Consider the following 24417-nt stretch of genomic DNA (forward strand, 5'->3'; position numbering starts at 1 on the left):
GGGAGAGGGGGCAGGGGGGTGAGGGCAATCAGGAGTTTATCGGTGTTATTTAATTCTCATTCCTCAGCGGCGTCGAAGGGCGCAAAACTATCTGCTTATTATGAGAGCAACTGATCGCCGTGCTTGAGCAGTTCTTTCAAGAACCAACGGTGTTTCTGATGCATTTGCACCAATCGGGTATATAGGTCAGCCGTTCCAATATCCCCAGCATTTGCAGCCAGATCCGCATCCTGATGCATTTCAGCAATGATGAGTTCGTGGGTGACGATGGCTTCTTCAATCATCCCGCGCACAGAGAGCTTGCCAGACGAAGGTTTTACGGTTGCTGTGGGTAAATATTGGGCCGGATCAGCAACAGGAACCCCATCAATCATCAAGCTTCGCTCAGCCAGTTCATCTAGGGTGGCGAATACTTCCGCACCTTGCTCTTCGAACAATAAGTGCAAATCTCGGAATAGAGGGCCAAAGGTCAGCCAGTGATATTTTTTGTAGTTAAGGTAAGCAACCAGGGCATTCGCCTGTTGCCGATTAAGGGTCGCGACCAGGGTTGTCTGATCATTTTGAAGGGTGGCAGCAGTCATAAAAACCTCTCTCTGAATCCGACTTTTAAATCATACTCATAATGAGTCCGACTTGCAATAGAAGCTTTATACTCATGCCCACTTCAGGCCAGGGTGCGGCGTAGGAGCGGTTGAATACTGAGCAAGGCAACCAGATCAAAGCCTGCCAGCACCAGTAAGGCCGCGCCAAAAGTCACGGTTCCCCAGGGGGCTTGCAGAATCACACTGCTCATACTCCAATTTGGATGCAAATAAAGGTAGCGAATTAGCTCGATCGCATAACTGAGAGGATTCAGGGATGCGACAAGCTGCAGCCACCCCGGCATGAAGGAAAGGGGGGCCAGAGCAGTGCTGGCGAACAACAAGGGCAAATTCGTTACAAAAATGACAGCGATCAGCTCAATGTGCCCCGGCAGGGCAAAAGCTAATCCTAGACTCAAGGCGGTTACTCCAACGACCAGGAGAAACACCACCAGGGCCATCAGACCCAATCCGATCGTCCCTGGTAGGCCAGCCCCCAAAAAAGCTGCTGCCACCACAATCGCTGCGGCCTGTAACAAGCTGAGGGTCGTAATGAAAATGGCTGATGCCGTGACGATCGAGAAGCGGGAGGCCAAGGGAGCCACCAGCAGGCGGTTCAGGAAGCCAAACTCCCGATCGAACATCACGGGCAGGCCCGCATTCAACGCCCCCCCAAAAGCAGTAAACACAATAATGCCAGCAGTCAAAAACTGGCCGTAGCTGAGGTTATTGCCAAATAACCCCTGGGGAACATTTTGGAACAGAGCCCCAAACAGAACAAGCCACATCAGGGGCTGAACAATCCCAGCAATCAGGGTCGAAGGGCGACGCTGCAATTGAATAAATAGGCGACGAGTCAGGGCTCCCGTTTCCTGGGCAAAATTCTGCAGTGGAGCAGAAGTTAGGCCAAGACCAGCCTCTGAAGTCGATCTTGGGCTCAAGGGTCCATTGTCCGCTGGAGATGTCAATCGGGAAGGTGTAACAGTCTGACTCATAGAACCTCAGCCACTCAACTAAAACCTTGAAAATCAAGCCATGGATCGGTACATCCTGCTTTTTGCCAGGGAGATCGCCCTTCAACGCATATTTTGCTTACGTTCTGCTTTGGGATCACGATTACTCGCAGCCGCCAATTCCGCATCCAGGAGGGTGCGCCCGGTCGCTGCCAGATAAACGTCATCCAGGCTTGGGCGGGCTTGGGCAATCCCAAAGGTTGGCAGATCAGCCTCGCGGAGAGCCTGCTGCACGGTGGACAAAGCATCGGGAGAACTGACGACCAGATTCAGGGAATTTCCCTGAGCACTGTTGATAATCACATCCTGTACCCCTGACAAGGACGCTAACAACAGTCTGGCCTGCTCAGCTTCCTCCAGAGGAGAGAATTCCCGTAGCCGCAGGGTGATGCGATCGCCCCCAACCCGGTCCTTCAATTCAGACGGTGTCCCAGCCGCAATGACCGTACCTTGATCGATAATGGCCACCCGATCGGCCAGCATATCGATTTCTTCCAGATAATGGCTGGTCAATAGCACAGTGGTCCCGCTGGCTTGGAGCTGGCGCAGAAACTCCCACATGATGAACCGACTTTCGATGTCCAGTCCAACGGTAGGCTCATCCAAAACCAGCACATCCGGTTGGTGTAACAGGCCAGCAGCAAGGTCGAGCCGCTTCCGCAAGCCTCCCGAGTAAGTCCCTGTTTTTTTGTCAGCCCAATCCTCCAGGCCCAGTAATTCAATCATGACCTGAATCCTCTGACGAGCAAAGGTTGAAGGCAGGTGATATAGAGCGGCCTGGAGTTGCAAGAGCTCGCGCCCTGTCAAAACCTTGTCCAGGGCAACTTCCTGGGCCACATAGCCCAGATGGCGACGGGCCGCCCGAGGATCTTCCAGCACGGAAACGCCGGTAACTTCAAGGCGGCCACTATCAGGCGTAGTCAGGGTACAGAGACAACGCAGGGTCGTGGTCTTCCCCGCTCCATTCGGACCCAGAATCCCATAGATTTCTCCAGGTTCCACCTGAATGGAGATGTCCCGAATGGCATCCACTGTACCGTAGCGCTTTTTAAGCTGCTGAATCAAAACCGCCGGAGCCATACACCTATCTTGATAAAACTAAATCGTCAAGTCTCCCTAATTTTAACGGATGTACTCCTGCATGATGGGAATTGCCCCCACCAGGGTCTGAAGATTCTCAGCGATCGCTGCGGTCAGCCCATGCATCACCGGCAAGCTATCCAGCACCATGCCCCCACAGAGCAGCATCAGATAAAAAATGGAGTATTTGAACAGCGATCGGGCCAGTTGCAGATCGGTCGGCTGATGCAGTAAGGACCAGGCTTTCTGAACAAAAATCCACCCCAGAACGAGGGCAAATCCCAGATAAATTGGCCCAACCACCTGCAGGGGATAGACCAGCAAGAGGGTGACTGGGATCAAAAGCAGGGTATAAATCCAGATCTGCCGCACTGTTTCGACCTCACCTACTACCACTGGCAGCATGGGAACGCCCACCTTGGCATAGTCCTGGCGAATCATCATGGCCAAGGCCCAGAAGTGAGGGGGCGTCCAGACAAAGACGATCGCAAACAGAACCCAGGCTGCCCAGCTCAAATCACCCGTCACAGCAGCCCAACCGACCAGCGGTGGAATGGCTCCAGCTGCCCCACCAATGACAATATTTTGGGTGCTGTGCCGTTTGAGCCAGTGGGTGTAAACCGCTACATACACCACAATGCCTGTCATGGCCAGACAGGCGCTCAAGAGGTTCGCATAGAGGGTCAGTAAACCGAAAGACAGGATAGCAAGGGTCAGGGCAAACAGCAGGCCATCCCGAGGGTGAATTCGTCCGGATGGGAGTGGGCGGTGGCGGGTCCGTTCCATCAAGTAATCAATGTCTCGATCGTAAAGACAGTTAATCGCATTGGCAGAGGCTGCGGCCAGCGTCCCCCCCAACAAAGTCACAAGCAGTAGTTCGGGTTTAACCCGTCCCTCCGCAGCAATCCACATCCCAGCAGCAGTGGTAATCAGAAGGAGCACAATGATTCGGGGTTTGGTCAATTGATAGTAACTCCGGATCACCTGCCAGATATTCTGATGGTGCCGAATTGTTGGACTCCATATCGTTTCTTGCATGAATCAACCTCTCAAAAGCCTGCGAAGGGCATTTAATCTTGAATTTTTCAAAGGCACCTTTGGATGTGCCTTCACCATAGCTTTGTTTACCTGGGGAGGCAGGGATAGGTTAGGCTCTATCCCTTGGGTTTAGAATTGCCTCTAAATCCCCTGCGTCTGATGAGACGGCAGCTCTGATCCTGTTTCGGATTTCATCACCAGTTGTGCCAAAGTGCGATCGCGGCGGGCCAACACCGTAAATCCAATCAGGGTTCCTAGCAAAGCAGCACCAACCGTTTGGTGAGCGATCGTCAATGGCTCTACCTGAAGATGCAGATAGAAAGTTGCTACTCCCAGGAGAATTTGGAGTAGGAGTAACCCACCCGCTAAATTGGCCAACCCCCGTAACCTGGGGTGCAAAGCAGGGGTACGCCAGGCCAGGAAGATGACCGCAAGGCTTGCAAGACTGGCGGGCACGACACCGATAAGGTGGCTGTTCATGACCGTACAGAGTTGGGCATAGCCAAAGCACTGGTGTAAGGCCCAGCGAGATCCGACGAGGGCTCCCAGCAGGCTCTGGAGATAAATCAGTACAGTTGCGGTCAAACTGACCCAGAAAGTGAGGGGGCTGACCGTGCCGTTACCCCGGTGGGGCAGCAACAGGGTCCCCGTCACCAGCAGGGTTGTAAAAAACAGCAGTGCCATACCCAGATGAGCCGTCACAATGTCAAAGCGGAGTAACTCCGTGACCGTGAGCCCGCCCAGAAGTCCCTGACACAAAATCAGGCCCAGTGCCAGAACACTGGTGGGAAGCACCCAACGGGGAAGATGTTGCCGATACCAGAAGGACTGGCCGACTAGGGCCATGGCCGAGAGCCCTAGAAAGGCAGCATCCAGACGATGGAACCATTCCAGAAATACCTGAACATTCATTTGCTGGGCCGGGATCAGGACGCCATAGCAGAGGGGCCAGTCCGGACAGGCCAGTCCAGCATTCATCACTCGCGTTGCACTGCCGATCGACATGAGCAGCAGGGTCGCAATTGCCATTTGCCAGACCAGACGGCGAATGGTGTCTTGAGGAGAGGATTGCTCACCAAGAGCTCGTCCATCCTTCTGCTGTAAGACAGGATTAGCCATCAAAATTACCTCAGTAAAAATGAGTGTTCATTAAGGATGAACGATCGACGATCGCTCAAAATCCAACTGTAAAAATGACTACAAGGGCTGTAAAGAATTAAAACTGTCATATTTGGATGCAGTTTGATATTAAGGTCCCCTGTATTTCTGGGTAGCTCAAACCTGGATCAAACTGAGCCCATGAAATAAACAAGGCAAAAACCCGGCTGAACTTGATTGGCCTTTAACTAGGAGCCAGCAAGGTTTTAGTCAGTCCTTAACCGGATTTTAGAAGTTTGACAATAGCCAGAAACGTTGATTGAATTGCTCAATCGAAGGTACAGATAGATTTTAATGACTCAATCTATTAGGACACGAAGCTTTAGGAATTTCTTTGGATTGCCAAGACTCTGCAATGTAAATAAGCTGTGACAACTCCAGGATAAAATTAGGCAATTTAAAGAATTTCTTTCTAGGTTGCTGGATTTTTCAGGAGAATAATCTGCTTAAGCTGGTTTGATGCGCTGGATCCTAAAAAATTATTTAAATATCTACTCCGAATACTTGCCTTCTTCGTGACCTGTTCTAACGTGGTAATGAACTGAGCTAAAAAACGAGCCGTGAACATTCCAAGTTCTATCTACACCATGCTGGCCGGTATTGCGCTTACCCTCATCAGCATCTGGCTTGGCCAAAATCATGGCCTTCTGCCGATCGCCGCTTCTGAGGAATCGCATCTGATTGACGGACTGTTCAATGCCATGATGACGATTTCAGTTGGCCTGTTCCTGATTGTTCAGGGCGTAATTATCTATGCGGCCATCCGATTTCGCCGTCGTCAGGGGGATGAAACAGACGGGGCTGCCTTTGAGGGAAATATCCCGCTGGAAATTCTCTGGACGGCCATTCCAGCAGTGATTGTCTTGGGGATCTCGGTCTACAGCTTTGATATCTACAATCAGATTGGTGGCTTGAATCCCATGGGCCATTCTGTTGCCCACGCTCAATCCAGCAAGCAAGGAACCCATTTCTCCGGTGCTGCGATCGCGGCGACTCTGGCGGATGCTACAGCAGGTGAGACGGTCACAACCAGTGCACCCCCGATCGGACAGGCTGTTGAGGCTGAGCCTGGTGCTAATCAGGTCTCCCCAGTTCAATCCACCAGTACTCCTAACCAGACCAGTACGGAAACTCAGAAGACTGCGTCAGAGTTTGTGGTAAATGTAACTGGCTTGCAGTATGCCTGGATCTTTACCTACCCGGATAGCAACGTGACCACGGGCGAATTGCACTTGCCCATAGGTCGAACGATCAAGCTCAATATTTCGGCTAATGATGTGATTCACGCTTTCTGGGTGCCGGAGTTTCGCCTGAAACAGGATGCTATTCCGGGGCAGACCACAGAGCTTCAGTTTACGCCTGACCGGATTGGTCAGTATCCTGTGATTTGTGCCGAACTGTGTGGGGCTTATCACGGGATTATGAAGACGATAGCGATCGTGGAAACCCCGCAGGAGTTTGAGGCTTGGATTGCCAGTCAGCAGATCGCCAGTCAACCTGAAGGGCTGCAGGGTGCGATCGCAGCCGCAACCCGGTCTAACTCACCCGCTGAGTTCCTGGCTCCCTTCACCCAGGCCATGGGGATTGATGCAGATACGTTAGAACAAATTCCGGCTTCGCTCAACCACCACCACCTTCATGCTGATTTATGACACAAGCTCAGATCCAACCCACTGCCGATCTGTCGCACTCTGCAGAGTCTGCTAAGCGGACTCCTTGGCGGGAGTATTTCGGCTTCAGCACCGATCACAAAGTCATCGGGATTCAATATCTGGTGACAACCTTCGTCTTTTACCTGGTTGGGGGCGTTCTGGCGACTGCCGTGCGCACTGAGCTGGCCACACCAGAGTCTGATTTTGTCAGCCCTGAAATCTATAACCAGTTGTTCACCGTCCATGCGACTGTGATGATCTTTTTATGGATTGTGCCTGCAACCACAGGTGGCTTTGGCAACTTTCTAGTGCCGTTGATGATTGGGGCCAGGGATATGGCCTTTCCCAGACTCAACGCGATCGCCTTCTGGATTATTCCGCCAGCGGGCATTCTTTTGTTGTCGAGTTTCTTCATCGGAGCACCTGAAGCTGGCTGGACCTCTTACCCACCACTCAGTGTCGTCGGGAATAAGGGGGGAGAAGCCATCTGGATTCTCAGTGTGCTGCTCTTGGGAACCTCTTCCATCCTGGCTGCCGTGAATTTTCTGGTCACCATCTGGAAAATGCGGATCCCCAGTATGGGGTTCAATCAAATGCCCCTGTTTTGCTGGGCCATGATTGCCACCTCTTTCCTGGCCTTAGTTGCCACTCCAGTTCTCGCTGGAGCCTTGATTCTGCTGGGCTTTGACCTAATCGTTGGGACTGCCTTTTTTAACCCGACTGGGGGTGGGAATCCAGTGGTCTACCAGCACCTGTTCTGGTTTTACTCCCACCCGGCGGTCTATATCATGATCCTGCCGGTTTTTGGCATGATTTCGGAAATTCTCCCTGTCCATGCCCGTAAGCCGATTTTTGGCTACCAGGCAATTGCATACTCCAGTCTGGCCATCAGCTTCCTGGGATTGATTGTGTGGGCCCACCACATGTTTACCAGTGGTACTCCCGGCTGGCTGCGGATGTTCTTCATGTTTGCCACCATGGTTATTGCCGTGCCGACGGGGATCAAGGTGTTTAGCTGGTTGGGCACCCTCTGGGGTGGAAAAATCCGACTAACTTCCGCCATGTTGTTCGCCATGGGTTTTATTTCCATGTTTGTGATTGGCGGGATCAGTGGCGTCATGGTGGCTGCAGTTCCCTTTGATATCCATGTGCATGATACTTACTTCATTGTGGCCCACATTCACTACGTTCTCTTTGGGGGCAGCGTGTTTGGCCTCTATGCAGCCTTTTATCACTGGTTTCCCAAGATGACGGGCCGGATGCTGAATGAAACCTGGGGGAAAGTTCATTTCGCCCTGAACCTGGTCGGGTTCAATATGGCCTTTCTGCCCATGCACAAACTGGGTCTGGAAGGGATGAACCGTCGGATTGCCTCCTACGACCCGAAATATGAGGCCCTGAACCTGGTCTGCACGATCGGCACCTATATTCTGGCCGTGTCCACGATTCCCTTTATGGTTAATGCTTGCTGGGCCTGGATTGCGGGTCCGAAAGCGAGTAATAATCCCTGGCAGGGGCTGACCCTGGAGTGGATGACCTCCTCCCCACCCCCGGTCGAAAATTTCGAGCAAGATCCGGTTCTGGCGACGGGTCCCTACGATTATGGGTTAGTGAAATCTTATGAATCCCTGGATGATATTGCGAATCAGATGGCGGCTCTACGGGAGGTTCGCCTGACTCGTAGCGGTCGCAAACGGGCAGTCGAACCACCTAATCCAGATGGCCCCCTGAGCATCATGCCCCCATCCAGTCCTGACGAGGGTTAGCAGGGCTGTTTCCAGGTTGATCAGACCGATCGCAGTTTTTAGTTCTTATTGCAGAGGCAGCGGAGATTCATGCAAAGCACGATCGATTCGTCCAAGACCGATCTTAACTATCACCATGACGCGGGGGCAGGCAGCCATGGGGTTCATCATGATTACCGCATCTATGGCGTCATGGTCTTCCTGCTGGCAGAAAGTATGATCTTTCTGGGATTGTTTTCGGCTTATCTGGTGTTCCGGGCTGTAGCCCCCGCCTGGCCCCCTGAGGGCACGCCAGAACTGGAGTTACTGCTCCCCGGAATTAATACCGTGATTCTGATTTCCAGCAGCTTTGTGATTCACAATGCCGATACTGCCATCAAGAAAAATGATGTGGCTGGCCTACGGCGATGGTTTGCCATCACGGCAGTCATGGGCGCAGTATTCCTGGCGGGTCAGTTGTATGAGTATTTCCATCTAGAGTTTGGTCTCACAGCCAATTTATTTGCCAGCACCTTCTATGTGCTAACAGGGTTCCACGGTTTGCACGTCTGTTTTGGGTTGGTGCTCATGCTGGGGGTGCTGTGGCGATCGTTGAAGGCAGGCCATTATTCCAGTGAGCATCACTTTGGAGTAGAAGCAGCAGAACTCTACTGGCACTTTGTTGATGTCGTCTGGATTTTCCTGTTTTTATTGCTGTACATTCTTTGAAGACTCAGTGGGGCAGGTATAAAAAAATACCTCTCCTGCCCCTGTGCTGGCTCTTTTTGAGTCCTCCTGTTGGGTGAAGCAGGCAACCCTGAGCTATGCCAGGTCCAGGGCTATCCGATCTGACGATAGATATAGAAAAGAGTCTGGAAGTGTGTTTCAGGCTCTTTTTTTGTGGGAGGTTGACTCAGATTGGCCTTAGCTCGATGATAAATAAACTATCTCTGGGTAGAAATTCGCAGGCGCTCTACAGTTTTCATAGTCTTAACAATGACCTCCAAGGAGTGTGTTTGTTTTTTAGACTAGAGTCTGCATCCCGATCGAGGAGGTGTTCAAGCTGCTCTTAACCAGGGATCTATTCCAATTAACCCTCAGGATTAGTTCTCAACCCTGTAAATGATTAAGATGCTTGCCCCAACGGGATCCGAAAAAAGTTGAGACCTGCCGACCATGGATGTTTCTAGGCTATTGAGTCAATATGCAACCGGACAATTCAACTTTGAAGGGGCGGTGCTGAAGCAAGTTAACCTCGTTCAGGTACAATTGCCTTTCGTGATTTTGGATGAGGCCATCCTCCAGAAAGCCGATCTCAGGCGGGCAAATCTGGCTGGAGCGAGTCTGAACCGGGCTGATCTCTCTCTTGCAGATTTGACGAATATTAATTTGATCGGTGCGGATCTGATTCGCGCTAAATTAGCCAGGGCCAATTTAACCAGGGCCTTGTTGAGTGGTGCAGATTTGAGAGGGGCGAATTTACGCAAGGCGGATTTGAGTCATGCCTCCCTCTCCAGTGCTGATCTCAGTGGCGCAGATTTTAGTGGTGCAATTTTAGACCATGCTAACTTTGAAGGGGCCAATCTCCGGGGGGCAAACTTTAGTAATACCGATCTGGACAGGGTTGACGTAAATCCCAAAGATTTAGAAGGGGCCATTTTATCCTTCACTCAGAATGCCCAATTCTTTGGGTTTAACCATGAGGACAATCAGACTAATTTCCTTTCAGCTTCCCCTTTCGATGAGAGCACTGGAATTGTTGAAGTGGTCACCCAGGGCCGGAGTGCTTTAGAGACTCAGGATGACCTTTCCAGTATCAGGAGGTCTGTAGCCCGGCAGCCGGAAGAGGGTGAGGTCCATGCTTTCCTAGAGGCAGGGGCGGATGAAGTTCCGATCGCACCCGTCGAGAAAATTCCTTTGGGTCGGCCTGAGCAGGCTCCAGCAACTGCTTTTGTCGTCTATGAAGATGAAACTGGGGGACAGGTCAACGGTCATCCCAGCTTAGCAAGACGTTATCCTGACCTGCCCCCCAATAGTGATCCGGAAATTCGCAACACCAAGGTTTTCCAATCCATTCAATCTGTTTTACAACGTCGGGTTCAATTTGCACTGCAGCAGACTCTGCTTAAGGCCTATAACTACCGTTGTGCCATCACGGGCTGTAATATTCGGCCTCTGCTGGAAGTGACGTTTATCTCGGAATCTGCCGATGCAGATTTTGATGACCCGTTGAATGGATTGATTTTGAGGGTGGATATCCGAAACCTGTTTTATTTACATCTGATAGCGATCGAGCCTGAGAATTTCAGAGTTTTGCTGGATCCGAGTCTGAAAAATTCAGAATATGGGCCGCTGGAAAACAGGAGTATATTTCTGCCTGCGGATAAGAGAAATCGCCCCAGTCGGATATTTTTAGCGGAACATTTGAGTCAATGTCAGTGGTATTCAGAGTCTTTACCCAGTCAAGTTAGAGGGTTAGAGCACTTGCAAAACTTTTGTGCCAGGATGATTTTTCACTCCCTAAAATTTGTCAGGCAGGGCGTCGATAAAGTGGCTGAAAAGCCGGTTCGATTTTCCACGGGCATGGGTGTTGGGATTTTGGTGCTGGCAGGGTTATTCTGGCTGGGTTCCCCCCAGGGAATTGGACGAATCTGGAGTGGCAGGCCAGCCACTGATATTACAGTGATCCAGAATACTAAGGCTGATCTGATTCATCTGGGCTATGGCCCCATCAGCTATCAAAATCAGGGCTTAATTCTTAATAATAAATCTTACCTTTCTTGGGAGATGGCTGAGCAGTTAGGATTAAATCTGCAGCAAGTTCCCGATATCCAGAAAGTCCGTTTTCAGGGTCAACTTTACCTAAAAACGGATAGCCTGAAAAAGGCGGGTATAACCTTTAAGTGGGAGCGAGAAAAACGAATGATATTCCTGAATTCTCGTTTTCAGCTTAAGGTGAGCAAAATTAATCTTGAGCTGAATGGAAGACCTTATGCTCAGCAGGGAATCCTAGTTGGTCAAAGTGGATACCTGCCTGTTCACCTATTAAAAAATCTGCAAATTGATCAGGAAAAAATTCCTGCTAATAGTTTGATTAAATTCAGGAATGAAACTTTCTTCAAAGCCACTGTTTTGAAACAATTTAATGTCTCCTTAGATTGGAATCTGGCCACTCGCATTATGGGTTTGAAAACCGTTGCCAACTCCAAATAACCTATTTAAGACTCTGCGGCGATCGAGTGCATCCCACTTTTGTAGCCCTCTCCCTAAATCCCTCTCCCAGAACGGGAGAGGGACTTTGAACCTGGCTCCCCTTCTCCCTCTTTGGGAGAAGGGGCTGGGGGATGAGGGCAACCTTGCAAAACTGGGATGCTCTCGCGGCGATCTTCAATGATTGGAGAGGGGGAAAGGTAACTGATGATTCAAATCATTGAATTCGATGGCAGATTGACCGGATCGAGTGGCAGAAAACTTTTGGAGGTTGTAGGTCAATCTCTGGGGTCCGGGATGACCCTGATCCTGATTGATTTGGAGTTGACTTCTTTTGCAGATAGTTCCGGACTGGCAGGCCTGGTCCGGAGCTATAAGTTAGCTCGCGAAGCAGGCGCTAAAATTGCCCTGTGTTCACCCCAGATTCAGGTTGCCTGTCTGCTGGAGTTAACCTTTATGAAAAAGACCTTTGATATCTTTGACGATCGCCAGGATTTTTACAACAACTGGGTCAAGCAATTGCCTAAAAATGCCCCGGTGCTTCCATTAAATGACTTTCAGGTATTACGACTCAAAGCCAATTAAACCCTATGGTGTATTGTTTCTCCCCATTGGTCAGAACCTCTGTGTTACTCTTGCCGCTGCTGTTGCTGCTGACCGGATTAATGACGGGATGTGCTATTCCCCGAGTCTCTGCGGAAGCAAGGCTGTTCCTGGACCTTTCCCTGGAATTTCTGGGGGAATACCGCATTCCCCAGATTACCTACGAGGGCACGAGGGTTGGGGGCCTGTCTGCCATTACCTACGATCGGCAACGCGATCGCTTCTATGCCCTGTCCGACGATCGCAGCACCCAGGCTCCCGCCCGTTTCTACACACTCAAGGCTGACCTGACCGACTTCACCCGTCCTCAGCCCCGGAAGTCGCCCCCTGTTTTTTCTCTGGACGTGGAGAGCGTCACCCTCCTCAAGCAGGAAAATGGGGAGGCTTTTGCCAGGGGCACGATCGACCCGGAAGGGATTGCCCTTTCCCCCCAGGCTACGGTCTTCGTCAGCAGCGAGGGGGTGGCTGCGGCTGGCGTTCCTCCCGCCATCCAGGAGTTCGATTTGGAAACAGGGACCTGGCGACAACGCTTACCCATCCCCAATCGCTACCTTCCCAGGCAGGATAAAGGGGAAACCAGCGGGGTGCAGGACAATCTGGGCTGGGAAGCCCTAACGATCAATCCGGGCAGCTATGGCTCCCGCCGCCTGGAGCCCTTTCGGGTGTTTGTAGCCACAGAATCTGCCCTGGCCCAGGATGGGGGTGGGTCCGATCTGACAACCCCAGCTCGCTGGCTGCATTACCTGGTTGGGGATGGCCCCCCGGTTTTGATTTCTGAGCATCTGTACCCGATCGAGCCCCCACCCCCTGGTGGAGAGATCAATGGCCTGACCGAAATTCTGGCCCTCGACCAAGGGGGGCATTTCCTCAGCCTGGAGCGCTCCTACGGGGCGGCGGTGGGTGCCAGTGCCCGCATCTATCAGGTGGCCACTGGGGGCGCGACCGATATTTCTGGGATGACCAGTTTGAAGGGGGGTGGGACTGGTATTCAGCCTATTCGCAAACAGTTGCTCCTAGATCTCAAGGATCTGGAGCGGCGGCTGGATAATCTGGAGGGATTCACGATCGGGCCTCGACTGGCCGATGGCTCCGATAGCCTGCTGGTGATCAGCGACGACAACTTTAGCCGGGCTCAGGTGAACCAGGTTTTGTTGTTCCGCTTACGGAAACGGCAAGGATAATCAGGCGTCATTGGGCATTACAATGATCCAATTCCTGTTTAGAAGCTGCGCTTAAGCAAAAACATCAATGACCTCCTCAACCAATCTCAGTGCCCTGGTCCGCTGGATGGCAGCAGATTTCAGTAATCAGGCCCAGGCTTTTGAAAACCCTCCTTTCTACGCCCACATTCGAGTCTGCATGCGCCCCCTGCCGCCAGACCTCCTTTCCGGAGCCAGCCTTTTTTTAGAACAGGCTTACGATTACATGCTGAATCAGCCCTATCGGTTGCGGGTTCTCAAGTTTCAAGTGCAGGATGACCAGATTCTGCTGGAGAACTATACCGTCCGGGATGAGCAGGAGTTTTATGGAGCAAGCCGCAACCCCCAGGCCTTGGCCAGCTTAACTGCCGATCGAATTGAAAAAATGTCGGGTTGCGACATGAACGTAACCTGGACTGGGAAGAGCTTCAAAGGGGTGGTTGTTCCTGGTAAGTCCTGTATTGTGGTTCGCCAGGGCAAAACGACCTACCTGGACAATGCCTTTGAAGTGGATGGAGATAAGCTGATCAGTATTGATGTCGGGCGTGACCCAGAAACCGATGAACAGGTCTGGGGGTCTATTGCAGGTCCCTTTGAATTTGTGCGTTGGAACAGTTTTGCGGATGAAGTTATGGTGTAAGACAGCGGACCCCTGGTGGGAGGAATGGGGGGTGGGATGGAATGACCTGATTCTCTTAGTGAGAATGCCATCTGAATTCCCATTGCCCAATTTCAGTAAGTCATGGGGTACACAAACCTGGTAGATTTACCCAGTAAAGGCAAGCAAGCTGGATCAAATTTATGAAAGTTCTCGTTATTGGCGGTGATGGTTACTGCGGTTGGGCAACAGCGCTGTACCTTTCGAATCGGGGTTATGAGGTTGGCATTCTGGATAGTTTGGTGCGGCGACATTGGGATATGGAGCTGTGCATCGAAACCCTGACACCGATCGCACCGATTCAACAAAGGTTGCAACGCTGGAATGACCTGACTGGCAAGTCCATTGACCTTTTTGTTGGTGACATCACCAATTACGAGTTTCTCAGTAAAGCCCTGCACCAGTTCGAGCCAGAAGCGATCGTGCACTTCGGCGAACAGCGTTCTGCTCCTTTTTCCATGATCGATCGGGGGCATGCGGTACTGACCCAGGTGAATAACGTGGTGGGTACCCTGAATCTCCTCTATGCGATGAAAGAGGATTTCCCCAATTGTCATCTGGTCAAGTTAGGGACAATGGGCGAGTATGGCACCCCTAACATTGACATTGAGGAAGGGTATATCACGATCGAGCACAATGGCCGCAAGGACACCCTGCCCTATCCGAAACAACCGGGTAGCATGTACCACCTGAGCAAGGTCCATGACAGCCACAACATTCACTTTGCCTGTCGCATCTGGGGTCTGCGGGCCACAGACCTGAACCAGGGGGTGGTCTATGGGGTGCTGACGGAAGAGACGGGCATGGATGAGCTGCTAATCAACCGGCTGGACTATGACGGTATTTTTGGAACGGCCCTGAACCGCTTCTGTATCCAGGCGGCGATCGGTCATCCCCTGACGGTTTATGGTAAAGGAGGCCAGACCCGTGGTTTCCTAGATATCCGAGACACTGTCCGCTGTATTGAGCTGGCCATCATGAATCCGGCTGAACCAGGAGAGTTCCGGGTATTTAACCAATTTACCGAGCAGTTCAGTGTCGGTGACCTGGCGTTGATGGTTCAGAAAGCAGGGACGACCCTGGGTCTGAAGGTGGATGTGAATCATCTGGCCAACCCCCGGGTGGAGAAGGAAGAACATTACTTTAATGCCAAGAACACCAACCTGCTGGATCTGGGCTTAGAACCCCACTTCCTGTCAGAAGCCCTGCTCGATTCCCTGCTCAACTTTGCAGTCAAGTACAAAGATCGCGTAGATCACAAAGAAATTCTGCCCAAAGTTACCTGGAAGTAGGCTTCATTTCCAAGCAGAGGCATTGTCTGCAATTCTCCTAGATCTGCAGTGCCTCTCAATCAGACGTTTGTCCGTACACCTGTTCTCTTGTGGCCATGCGAATTGCGCTCTTTACCGAAACCTTCCTGCCTAAGGTTGATGGCATTGTGACACGACTGCGTCACACCGTTGAGCACCTGCAACGGTTTGGCGATCAGGTGCTGGTGGTTTCGCCGGATGGGGGTCTGACCGAATATAAGGGAGCCCGTATCTACGGGGTGACCGGTTTTCCGCTGCCCCTCTATCCAGAACTGAAGCTAGCCCTCCCTCGTCCTGCGATCGGCGAGGCCCTAGAGCAGTTCCGCCCTGATATTATCCATGTGGTCAATCCAGCCGTTTTGGGATTGGCGGGTCTGTTCTATGGCAAGACCATGAACATTCCTCTGATTGCTTCTTACCACACCCACCTGCCCCAATACCTGCAACATTATGGTCTGGGGATGCTGGAAGGGTTGCTCTGGAATCTGCTGAAAACGGCTCATAATCAGGCAGAGTTAAACCTCTGTACCTCCACGGCAATGATGCAGGAGCTCTCCTCCCATGGGATTGAGCGGGTAGACCTGTGGCAGCGGGGTGTGGATACAGAAACCTTCCATCCCAGCCTGGCTTCTGCAGACATGCGGACCCATCTGAGCCAGGGCCATCCGGAAAGTCCATTGCTGCTGTATGTGGGTCGGTTGTCGGCGGAAAAGGAAATCGATCGAATCAAGCCAGTGATGGCAGCAATCCCAGGGGCGAGACTGGCCCTTGTAGGGGATGGCCCGTATCGCCAGGAGCTGGAAAAACATTTTGCTGATACCCCGACCCACTTTGTCGGTTACCTGACCGGCAAAGAATTGGGCTCTGCCTTTGCCTCAGCGGATGCCTTTGTTTTCCCCTCCCGCACAGAAACCCTGGGTCTGGTATTGCTGGAGGCCATGGCTGCTGGATGTCCGGTGGTCGCTGCTCGCTCGGGCGGTATCCCTGACATTGTGCAGGATGGGGTGAATGGCTATCTTTTTGATCCAGCGGATGACGAAGGAGCGATCGCGGCCACCCAACGTCTGCTCAGCCAGCAGGAGGAACGGGAAACCCTGCGTCAGAATGCCCGTCTTGAAGCGGAGCGCTGGGGTTGGGCAGCCGCTACCCGGCAACTTCGTAATTACTATGGAGCAGTTCTGGCTCGTCAATCCATGCCGTCTGCAGCTTAGGTGCTGGTGCTTGATTAAGGTTTTGTATCACTTAACTCTTGTTGGACTGAGGACAACCAGATACATTCTTAGGTACATTCATAGTGGTGTCTCTATCTCATGGCAGAGGTCAGCCCATGGGTAGCCTTTGGTCAAGTCAGCATCAGCAGAGCACAGGATCCGCGATGGGCCTGTCCCTGGCTATATCTTGAGAGATTACCGATCGGGTTCCTGCTCAACGCTTAGTCCCTGTCTAAACTCTTATGACTACCCCACCACCGCGTCTGCCTCACGAGGACCATGATGACTCTCCAGCGATCCCCGTTGATGCTGTGATTGATAATCCTGGAAGCCGTTCCACCGATACGTTGCGGAACGTAGCTGCTAATGGTCATCAAGCCCCAGATGAGGTAGTGGAAGCTATTCCCGTCAATATGGTGGTTGAAAAGGGAGCCGTTGCCGTCGATGCGGTCTTGTCCGATCCCCGCCAGCCGACTCCGCAGGTCGAAGAGAACCAGAACGGAGCAGCCAGCAGTGCACTGGTCACCACAAAGGGTAACTTCTCCTCTTTTCTGGCCCCCTTGAATCAGCAGACCTTCCGTCAGGTTGTGACGGATGTGGAAGAAAAGCTGAAGGTTGTGAATCAAACCCTGTCCATGCTGGATATGCAGGGCTTTGAAGTGATTCTGGAGGAGATGCTGAGCTCCATCACCTTCAAAACAGCGGAGCTACTCAATGCCGATCGGGCAACGATCTTTCTCCTGGATGAGGAGAAGAATGAACTGTACTCGATCGTGGCTCAGGGAGCTGGAGGAGCCCCTCTCGAAATTCGGTTTCCGGCAGATATGGGGATTGCTGGAGAAGTCGCCACATCCAAGCAGCGGGTCAACATTCCCTTCGACTTCTACAAAGATCCCCGTTCTGCTTTTGCTCAGCAAAAGGATAAAGAGACCGGATACCGCACCTACACGATGTTGGCCCTGCCACTGCTGAATGAGCAGGATGAGCTGGTAGCGGTGGTACAACTGATTAACAAGCTGAAGCCTAACTCTGGACCTGCGATTCCCCTGGCCGATCGAATTGATCTGAGTGGGTTCACGGTGGAAGATGAAGCGGTCTTCCGGGATTTTGCTCCCTCCATTCGCTTAATTCTGGAGTCTTCGCGCTCCTTTTATATCGCCACCCAGAAACAGCGGGCGGCCAGCGCCCTGATTGCAGCGACCCAGTCCCTCAGTAAAAGTAGCCTGAACCTGGATGATACCCTCCGGCGGGTGATGGATGAGGCCAAAAAGCTGATGAACGCCGATCGCAGTACCCTCTGGCTGATCGATCGGGATAAAAATGAAATCTGGACCAAACTCCCGATGAAGGATGGTTCTTTGAAAGAACTGCGATTGCCGATCGGGGTTGGGTTTGCCGGACAGGTGGCTGCCTCCGGTGAGGTGCTGCTGATTCCTTTTGACCTGTATAAGCATCCTGGTTCAGAGACGGCGCAAAAAACCGATCAGAATAGTGGGTACCGCACCTGCAGTTTGCTTTGTATGCCGGTGTACAACGCCGATGGGGATTTGATTGGGGTCACCCAACTGGTGAACAAGATTAAGCAGGGCGATCATCCGCCCTACGATCCGGCCCATTGGCCTGAGGCTCCAGAGTGCTGGAAGGCCAGCTTCAACCGAACTGACCAGGAATTCATGGAGACCTTCAACATTCAGGCCGGGGTGGCGCTTCAGAATGCCAAGTTGTTCGAACAGGTGAAGCAGCAAGAACAAATGCAGCGAGATATTCTCCGATCGCTGACGAATGGTGTGATTTCGACCGATCGTAATGGCATGATCATTGCGGCGAATGAGAGCGCTGGCTATCTGTTGGGGTTTGAGTCCCAGGATGCTCTGGAAGGGCGATCGATTCGGGATCTGGTCCAGTTGGAAAAGGGGGACTTTTCCAAGTGGCTATCTGCTGCCCTGGAAGCCAAGGATGATAAGAGTCGGCAGCAGTACTATCCAGATCAGACCCTGAAACCGCTCCAGCGAGAGGAGCAACATAGCGTCAACCTGTCGATCAATACGATCGCCGATGCCAAGGATTCCCAGCGGGTGTCCGGGGTATTGGTGGTCATGGATGACATCAGCGACGAGAAGCGACTGAAAAGCACCATGTATCGCTACATGACCCAGGAACTAGCCGAACAGTTGCTGGAGAACCCGGATGCAGCCCGCATGGGCGGGGATCGCAAGGAAGTTAGTGTGCTGTTCTCAGATATTCGCAGCTATACCACCATTACGGAAAGCATGGCTGCCGAAGAAGTGGTGGAAATGCTGAATAAGTATTTTGAGTCGATGGTGGATGCGGTGTTCCAGTACAAGGGCACCTTGGATAAGTACATCGGTGATGCCATCATGGCGGTTTTTGGGTCGCCCCTGCCCCTGGATGATCATGAGTGGATGGCGGTGCAAACCGCGATCGAGATGCGCCGTCGTCTGGCTGATTTTAATGCTGAACGGGCCAAACAAAACCAGAAAACCATCCGAATTGGCATTGGGATCAATTCAGACAGCGTCATTAGCGGCAATATTGGGTCTAGTAAGCGGATGGAATTTACCGCGATCGGGGATGGGGTCAACCTGGGATCACGCCTGGAGGGAGCCAGCAAGATTTACGGTACGGATATTGTAATCAGCGAGACGACCTATCGTCCCTGCGCCGATCGGGTCTGGGCCAGAGAACTTGATTACATCAAAGTGAAGGGGAAAAACCAGGCCGTCAAAATCTATGAACTGGTTGGTTTGAGGAGCGAACCTCTTCCAGAACAAAAACAGGAGGCGATCGCCCACTACCACGAGGGACGCAAGCATTATTTGAACCGGGATTTTGACCTGGCGATCGCTGAATTTGCCAAAGCCAGGAAAATGGATCCTGCGGATCTGGCGGCCTCCCTCCACATCACCCGCTGCAACCAGTGGATGACGAACCCTCCCCCAGATCATTGGGATGGATCCGATGAACTGACCCAGAAGTAGGTTGACCTTTCCACCCAAAATGCCCATGGTCAAGATAAGACCCAGCGAAGTGGAAAGAGTGACTGATTCCCCCCAGGGTAGGGGATGGCATCCGGAAGGCAGAATTCAGGGTTTCTGTGAGCTGCTTGATTCTCTCTTTCCACTGATGTCTGTGGGCTCCTGCCTCCTGATCTCAGTCTTCTAAATTCCCGCCTGGCATGGCTATCCCGGTTTAGACTAGCTGTTGTAGGGATCAACAAACAAGACTCTGCTATCCAGACAAAAAATCGATCCCAATCAATTTCATAAGAAAAAATTATTCACAACTCCCAGGATGTTTGTTACAAATTAGATATTAAGAAATGTTGCGGACACCAACTTCATGTTAGGCGGTTTGACTGGTTTGACTAATCCCCCCGGCACAGACTTTGGCGAACGCATGCTCAACAATGTGGCCGGACAGTGCATCCGACATTTGTTCACCCAGAGTGAATCGGTTGAGGTCCTGGTGCGTTGTTTTCCCTCCAGTAAACTCTTGCAGGGAAGTATTGACAACTTCAAGATGACTGGACGCGGTCTGGTCATCCGCAAAGATTTCTATGTGGCGGAAATGTCCTTCGAGACCGATGCGGTGTCGATCGACTTCAGCTCTGTCCTCAGCGGCAAAATTCGTCTCCGCCAACCCACTCAGGCAGTGGCCCAGGTCACCCTCTCCGAAGCAGGGATTAACCGGGCTTTCAAGGCTGAGCTGGTGAGCCAGCGGATGAAACAAATCACCATGCCTGCCCTGACAGATCTCTCTGGCGGCGATCCGGTTTCGTTTAGTGATGTGGCCTTGAAACTGCTGCCCCAGAACCGGGTGCACATCTTTGCGAAGGCTGACCTTCCCAATGGCAGGGTGCCCATCAGCCTGACAGCCACCCTGGCTGTAGAACGGCGGCGGCGCATCCTGTTTCAGTCAGCCCAGTTTGAACCTGAGTTGGTCCCAGAATCCTTACGAGGTGTCTCTGGGGTCTTGACAACTGCGTTCAGCCAGATTTTGAACGATATGGTGGATCTCGATCGCTTCGATCTGGATGGGGTTACTTTACGCCTCAACCGTTTGGAAACCCAGGGAGATCAGTTACTTTTCAGCGGTTATGCTCAAATTGAGCATTTTCCGGGTTCTGGTTGATTTGTGACGTTGTCATTGCTGGGGTAAAGGACAATAATTAAACGTCAGGGAATGTCTTGATAATGCTTCAACGGATACGAAGGTGAGCAAGTGAAGCATGATCTCAATCAGCAGAATTACGAGACTTGGCAGCGGGTCGCCCGGATCTATGCCGGAGAAGAGCTTGGTGAAGACGATCCCAACATGCGAAGATTTGTTCGCGACCAGTTTTGTCAAAGGTTATCTGGCATCAAAGTCCTTGAAATTGGTTGCGGGCCTGGAACGGATGCAGCGAGATTTGCTGAGCAAGGACTTGACGTTACTGCGACAGATTATGCTCAGGAGTTCATTGCAGTGGTCAAAGCGCGTTATCCAGGGCTGACTACTCATGTGATGGATATGACTGAGCCAGACTTACCGCTGCAGTCATTTGATGGCATTTATGGCTTTGGGTGTTTTATTCATCTCCCCCGATCGCTGGCCGACAATACCCTATTGAAACTTCGTAATTTACTCGTTCCAGGAGGGATTCTGTGTCTGCAACTCATGGCCTCAGCTAAAGGCATTCTCGACTACAGGATTGAGAACTGGGCAGGAGACCCCGATTGTTCCATGCTGTTCACTTGCTATGGGCGTGAAGACATGGTGGAGCGCCTGACCAGGGCAGGATACTGTGATGTGGACACGATCGAGATTCCACCTTGCATTTATGACAAGCTTCCTCGGCTTGTGGAAAGAGGAATTCAGACATACCTGTGTTTAGCGCGAAACCCCCTACTGCTGCCTGTAACCCACCCCGGCCACCCCTCCCAAGAGGGGATCTGACGAAATGACAATCACCAATGACAAACCATCAAGAGAGCCTGTTCCAGCGATTTTTAACCCCTATCTTTCGGTTGCTCATCGATGGAGATGCCCTGGAGCGGGTCTATGAGAGCGTAGATTGGCCCAGTGCGGTCGATCGCCTGGTTCGGCCAAACTTTACTTACCCGACCTACTATGAGGGGCAGAATTTTCATGGGATTCAGGGTGGGTATCTCAATCCCAGGGCAGCGGTTTTCTATGATCCGATAACCCAATACGTGCTGCCTCCCAATGAACCGCTGGTGCGCCAGGGGCTGATTTCAGTAATTCAAGGCACGCCTCGACGGGTTCTTGATCTGGGATGTGGAACGGGAACCATGACCCTAATGCTGAAGCGGGCTTTCCCGGAAGCCGAGGTGATCGGTCTGGATCTGTCGCCTTATATGCTGACTGTGGCGGAGATGAAGGCGAAGCAGGCGAATCTGACGATTCAATTTATCCATGGCAACGCCGAACATAGTGGTTTTCCCAGTGGCTCCTGCGATCTGGTTACGGCAGCCCTGCTATTTCATGAGACCCCCACCCCGATCGCCCAGGCCATTCTGGCCGAAGCCTACCGTCTGCTGACAGTTGGGGGTGAGGTCGCCATTTTGGATGGCAATCAACAGACATTACGCCAGACAGAGTGGCTGAATCATGTGTTTGAGGAGCCTTATATCGAAGCCTATGCTAAAAGTAATGTCGATGCCTGGTTAAGGACTGCCGGTTTTGGGGCGGTTCAAACCCAGGATCACTGGTGGGTGCATCAGCTTTCCCACGGAGTGAAGGGGTTGTCTGTTCACCGCAAGCAGTCTGCCAGAGCCCGATCGACCTCTGGACGCTCCGATTCAGGATGGGAAGACCCGAATGGGATTCCGGCCCCGACCTTTGGCGTAGTATCCTGAAATCATGACTCTTAAGGCAGTTTTATTTGATTTCAATGGCGTCATCATTAAGGATGAAGCGATTCATCAGCGGTTGATTGAGCAACTGCTGCTGGAGGAAAACCTGCGATCGAAACCCAAGGAATACAAGCAACTCTGTTTAGGCCGGAGCGATCGAGCCTGTCTGACGGACATCCTGAATAAGCGGGGCCGATGTGTCACGGATTCCCTGGTTACGGAGTTGATTGCGCGTAAAACCCAACGATATCGGCGCGAACTGGAAGCGATGGGTTCCCTCCCCACCTATCCCGGCTTAGAGGATCTGATCTTCAACCTGAAAGCGGCTCAGATCAAGTTGGCTGTGGTGAGTGGCGCTTTGAGATCGGAGGTAGAACTGGTTCTACAACGGATGCAGTTGATCCACAACTTCTCCGTGATTATTGGTGGAGACGATATTACGGTCAGCAAACCAGAACCGGATGGCTACCTGCTAGCGATCGAGCGATTGAGAGAACAATTTCCGCATCTGGATTTGCAAGCTGGCGATTGTCTGGCGATCGAAGATACCCCTGCTGGCATCCAGGCTGCCAAACGAGCCGGGATTTCGGTGGTGGGGGTGGCGAATACCTATCCCTTCCACATGATGCAGCGGCAGTCGAACTGGGCTGTGGATTATCTCTCGGATCTGGAACTGGACCGGGTAAAGCAGGTCTATGCCCGCCCCCAGTAGAGTTTGCTAAAATAATTGGACCAGGGGAATTAGCTCAGTTGGTAGAGCGCTGCGATCGCACCGCAGAGGTCAGGGATTCGAGTTCCCTATTCTCCATAGTTTTGAACTAAGATGAAACTGTTGTACCAAGCCTGTAATTGCCTCCTGCCCTGAATTCCACTGAAAATTACAGAATATAACAACCGTTATAGACGATGAAATAAGTTGGAATAGGTTATATTTCTAGGCAAATTTTAGGCAAGTGGATATTACCGGGAAAATCGCTCAGGCTAACGGTCGGCTCAAGGCTGGCAACCTGGGGGTGCAAATTCAGCAAATTGGCGATCGCCTCTACCTGCGGGCAACCCTACCCCCAAAACCTGGTAACTCTAACCCTCGCCCTCACCAGCAGCGGATCAGCCTGGGGGTGAGGGCAAACCCGGCTGGTCTGAAGCAGGCCGAAGCTGAAGCCAGGAAAGTCGGTGCCTTGCTGGCCTGTCGTGAATTTGACTGGGCACCCTATTTGAATCTGGTTGAGGACTCGCCTCAGAACTGTGGAGAGTTGATTGAGGGGCTACGCCAGAATTACAGGGCCAGTGAAACAACCTGGCAGGGAGACTATCTTAAGATTTTCAAGCTCTTACCCCAGGAAAAACCTCTAACCCAGGAGCTGGTAGAACGGACTATCCAAAGCTTGACTCCCGATAACCCCAACAGCAGGACACGGGAGAGAGCCGCCATTGCCCTGGGGCGACTGTGCAGGTTTGCGGGGCTGGAGTATGACCCGGCTGCCCTGGCGGGCAAATATTCCCCGTCGCTGGTGGAGCCGCGTGATTTGCCCACTGATGAGGACATTGTTAAATCCTGGAAAAGCCTGGAAAATCTGAGTTGGGCATGGTTTTATGGCATGGTTGCCACCTATGGGCTACGGCCCCATGAATGCTTCCACATCAAAGAGTATGAATGGCCCATCATCAGGATTGACAAGCCAACCAAGACAGGGGAAAGAGCCATCTGGCCGTTTTACCCTGAATGGGTAGAACAATTCCACCTGCAGGAAGTGCTGATACCACCCATCAAATTGGACAGAAGCAATGAGGCGATCGGTAGGGCCTGCACTCATTACTTCTGGAAGAAACTTCCCTTTAACCTCTATTCACTTCGCCATCGATGGGCAGTGAGGACCCTGGAATTTGGCTTGGACATTTCACTCTCAGCCCAACAAATGGGTCATAGCGTAGCCACTCATAGCCGGATCTATCATCGGTGGATTGGGAAAGATGTCCATCAGAGGGCTTTTGAAGCATTGATCGCTAACCCCAACAGGCCAATTCCCCCAACGGCTCATCTTCTGTCGGGGGATTGAGAGAGCCACTCTTCTATCCGCTTGATGTGCCATCGATAAGTGGCACG

At 52.0% G+C, this 24417-nt stretch carries 20 protein-coding genes and 1 tRNA gene; 16 read left to right on the top strand and 5 right to left on the bottom strand.

The window, feature by feature from the left end:
- Nucleotides 1-98 precede the first annotated feature (98 nt).
- From BST81_RS25280 to BST81_RS25300, 5 genes are all read right to left on the bottom strand, one after another.
- Nucleotides 99-581 (bottom strand): Dps family protein, encoded by a 483-nt coding sequence (locus BST81_RS25280; protein ID WP_075601289.1) that lies wholly within the window; start codon nucleotides 579-581, stop codon nucleotides 99-101.
- 83 nt (nucleotides 582-664) lie between these two features.
- Nucleotides 665-1522 carry an ABC transporter permease gene (locus BST81_RS25285; RefSeq protein ID WP_253188488.1) on the bottom strand — a complete coding sequence of 286 codons (858 nt, stop codon included), beginning with the start codon at nucleotides 1520-1522 and terminating at the stop codon, nucleotides 665-667.
- A 135-nt stretch (nucleotides 1523-1657) separates the two neighbouring features.
- Entirely contained in the window at nucleotides 1658-2674 is a 1017-nt protein-coding gene (locus tag BST81_RS25290) for an ABC transporter ATP-binding protein (protein ID WP_075601291.1), read from the bottom strand.
- 42 nt (nucleotides 2675-2716) lie between these two features.
- Nucleotides 2717-3712 carry a heme o synthase gene (locus tag BST81_RS25295; RefSeq protein ID WP_075601292.1) on the bottom strand — a complete coding sequence of 332 codons (996 nt, stop codon included), beginning with the start codon at nucleotides 3710-3712 and terminating at the stop codon, nucleotides 2717-2719.
- A 141-nt stretch (nucleotides 3713-3853) separates the two neighbouring features.
- Nucleotides 3854-4831, bottom strand: a complete 978-nt coding sequence (locus BST81_RS25300) for a heme A synthase (protein WP_075601293.1) — start codon at nucleotides 4829-4831, stop codon at nucleotides 3854-3856.
- A 599-nt stretch (nucleotides 4832-5430) separates the two neighbouring features.
- Here BST81_RS25300 and BST81_RS25305 point away from each other — a divergent pair.
- The 16 genes from BST81_RS25305 (at nucleotide 5431) to BST81_RS25380 (ending at nucleotide 24370) form a co-directional block, all read left to right on the top strand.
- Entirely contained in the window at nucleotides 5431-6522 is a 1092-nt protein-coding gene (locus BST81_RS25305) for a cytochrome c oxidase subunit II (RefSeq protein WP_075601294.1), read from the top strand.
- Nucleotides 6519-8288 (top strand): cytochrome c oxidase subunit I, encoded by a 1770-nt coding sequence (gene ctaD, locus BST81_RS25310; RefSeq protein ID WP_083637086.1) that lies wholly within the window; start codon nucleotides 6519-6521, stop codon nucleotides 8286-8288. The genes BST81_RS25305 and ctaD overlap by 4 nt, the downstream gene beginning before the upstream one ends.
- A gap of 69 nt (nucleotides 8289-8357) precedes the next feature.
- The gene (locus BST81_RS25315; protein ID WP_075601295.1) at nucleotides 8358-8975 is read left to right on the top strand and encodes a heme-copper oxidase subunit III; all 618 of its coding nucleotides are present in this window, start codon (nucleotides 8358-8360) and stop codon (nucleotides 8973-8975) included.
- A gap of 447 nt (nucleotides 8976-9422) precedes the next feature.
- Nucleotides 9423-11459, top strand: coding sequence for a pentapeptide repeat-containing protein (locus BST81_RS25320; protein ID WP_075601296.1), 2037 nt, complete (start codon nucleotides 9423-9425; stop codon nucleotides 11457-11459).
- Between the two features lie 204 nt (nucleotides 11460-11663).
- Nucleotides 11664-12041 carry an STAS domain-containing protein gene (locus BST81_RS25325; protein ID WP_075601297.1) on the top strand — a complete coding sequence of 126 codons (378 nt, stop codon included), beginning with the start codon at nucleotides 11664-11666 and terminating at the stop codon, nucleotides 12039-12041.
- Nucleotides 12042-12082: 41 nt separating this feature from the next.
- On the top strand, nucleotides 12083-13240 hold the full coding sequence (locus tag BST81_RS25330) for an esterase-like activity of phytase family protein (RefSeq protein WP_253188489.1): 1158 nt from the start codon (nucleotides 12083-12085) through the stop codon (nucleotides 13238-13240).
- 67 nt (nucleotides 13241-13307) lie between these two features.
- Nucleotides 13308-13898, top strand: coding sequence for a chromophore lyase CpcT/CpeT (locus BST81_RS25335; protein ID WP_075601299.1), 591 nt, complete (start codon nucleotides 13308-13310; stop codon nucleotides 13896-13898).
- Between the two features lie 161 nt (nucleotides 13899-14059).
- Entirely contained in the window at nucleotides 14060-15208 is a 1149-nt protein-coding gene (locus tag BST81_RS25340; protein ID WP_075601300.1) for a UDP-sulfoquinovose synthase, read from the top strand.
- A 95-nt stretch (nucleotides 15209-15303) separates the two neighbouring features.
- Nucleotides 15304-16437, top strand: a complete 1134-nt coding sequence (locus BST81_RS25345; RefSeq protein ID WP_075601301.1) for a glycosyltransferase family 1 protein — start codon at nucleotides 15304-15306, stop codon at nucleotides 16435-16437.
- Between the two features lie 242 nt (nucleotides 16438-16679).
- The gene (locus BST81_RS25350) at nucleotides 16680-19436 is read left to right on the top strand and encodes an adenylate/guanylate cyclase domain-containing protein (RefSeq protein WP_253188490.1); all 2757 of its coding nucleotides are present in this window, start codon (nucleotides 16680-16682) and stop codon (nucleotides 19434-19436) included.
- Nucleotides 19437-19797: 361 nt separating this feature from the next.
- Nucleotides 19798-20589 carry a DUF2993 domain-containing protein gene (locus tag BST81_RS25355; protein WP_075601302.1) on the top strand — a complete coding sequence of 264 codons (792 nt, stop codon included), beginning with the start codon at nucleotides 19798-19800 and terminating at the stop codon, nucleotides 20587-20589.
- Between the two features lie 90 nt (nucleotides 20590-20679).
- Nucleotides 20680-21393 (top strand): class I SAM-dependent methyltransferase, encoded by a 714-nt coding sequence (locus tag BST81_RS25360; RefSeq protein ID WP_075601303.1) that lies wholly within the window; start codon nucleotides 20680-20682, stop codon nucleotides 21391-21393.
- A gap of 17 nt (nucleotides 21394-21410) precedes the next feature.
- The gene (locus tag BST81_RS25365) at nucleotides 21411-22316 is read left to right on the top strand and encodes a class I SAM-dependent methyltransferase (protein WP_075601304.1); all 906 of its coding nucleotides are present in this window, start codon (nucleotides 21411-21413) and stop codon (nucleotides 22314-22316) included.
- Between the two features lie 4 nt (nucleotides 22317-22320).
- Complete coding sequence (locus tag BST81_RS25370; RefSeq protein WP_075601305.1) at nucleotides 22321-23025, top strand: HAD family phosphatase; 705 nt, start codon at nucleotides 22321-22323, stop codon at nucleotides 23023-23025.
- Between the two features lie 23 nt (nucleotides 23026-23048).
- Nucleotides 23049-23121, top strand: a tRNA-Ala gene (locus tag BST81_RS25375).
- 145 nt (nucleotides 23122-23266) lie between these two features.
- A complete protein-coding gene (locus BST81_RS25380) occupies nucleotides 23267-24370 on the top strand; it encodes a hypothetical protein (protein ID WP_075601306.1) in 1104 nt (367 codons plus the stop codon).
- Nucleotides 24371-24417: the final 47 nt, after the last annotated feature.

The organism is Leptolyngbya sp. 'hensonii' (genome assembly GCF_001939115.1).
Classification (GTDB): Bacteria; Cyanobacteriota; Cyanobacteriia.

Bases quoted from the DNA above. Each gene is read 5' to 3' on its own strand.
- BST81_RS25365 (WP_075601304.1), top strand. From the start codon at position 21,411: ATGACAAACCATCAAGAGAGCCTGTTCCAGCGATTTTTAACCCCTATC.
- BST81_RS25355 (WP_075601302.1), top strand. From the start codon at position 19,798: ATGTTAGGCGGTTTGACTGGTTTGACTAATCCCCCCGGCACAGACTTT.
- BST81_RS25290 (WP_075601291.1), bottom strand. From the start codon at position 2,674: ATGGCTCCGGCGGTTTTGATTCAGCAGCTTAAAAAGCGCTACGGTACA.
- BST81_RS25300 (WP_075601293.1), bottom strand. From the start codon at position 4,831: ATGGCTAATCCTGTCTTACAGCAGAAGGATGGACGAGCTCTTGGTGAG.
- BST81_RS25340 (WP_075601300.1), top strand. From the start codon at position 14,060: ATGAAAGTTCTCGTTATTGGCGGTGATGGTTACTGCGGTTGGGCAACA.
- BST81_RS25370 (WP_075601305.1), top strand. From the start codon at position 22,321: ATGACTCTTAAGGCAGTTTTATTTGATTTCAATGGCGTCATCATTAAG.
- BST81_RS25280 (WP_075601289.1), bottom strand. From the start codon at position 581: ATGACTGCTGCCACCCTTCAAAATGATCAGACAACCCTGGTCGCGACC.
- BST81_RS25335 (WP_075601299.1), top strand. From the start codon at position 13,308: ATGACCTCCTCAACCAATCTCAGTGCCCTGGTCCGCTGGATGGCAGCA.
- BST81_RS25325 (WP_075601297.1), top strand. From the start codon at position 11,664: ATGATTCAAATCATTGAATTCGATGGCAGATTGACCGGATCGAGTGGC.
- BST81_RS25295 (WP_075601292.1), bottom strand. From the start codon at position 3,712: ATGCAAGAAACGATATGGAGTCCAACAATTCGGCACCATCAGAATATC.
- ctaD (WP_083637086.1), top strand. From the start codon at position 6,519: ATGACACAAGCTCAGATCCAACCCACTGCCGATCTGTCGCACTCTGCA.
- BST81_RS25315 (WP_075601295.1), top strand. From the start codon at position 8,358: ATGCAAAGCACGATCGATTCGTCCAAGACCGATCTTAACTATCACCAT.
- BST81_RS25350 (WP_253188490.1), top strand. From the start codon at position 16,680: ATGACTACCCCACCACCGCGTCTGCCTCACGAGGACCATGATGACTCT.
- BST81_RS25345 (WP_075601301.1), top strand. From the start codon at position 15,304: ATGCGAATTGCGCTCTTTACCGAAACCTTCCTGCCTAAGGTTGATGGC.
- BST81_RS25320 (WP_075601296.1), top strand. From the start codon at position 9,423: ATGGATGTTTCTAGGCTATTGAGTCAATATGCAACCGGACAATTCAAC.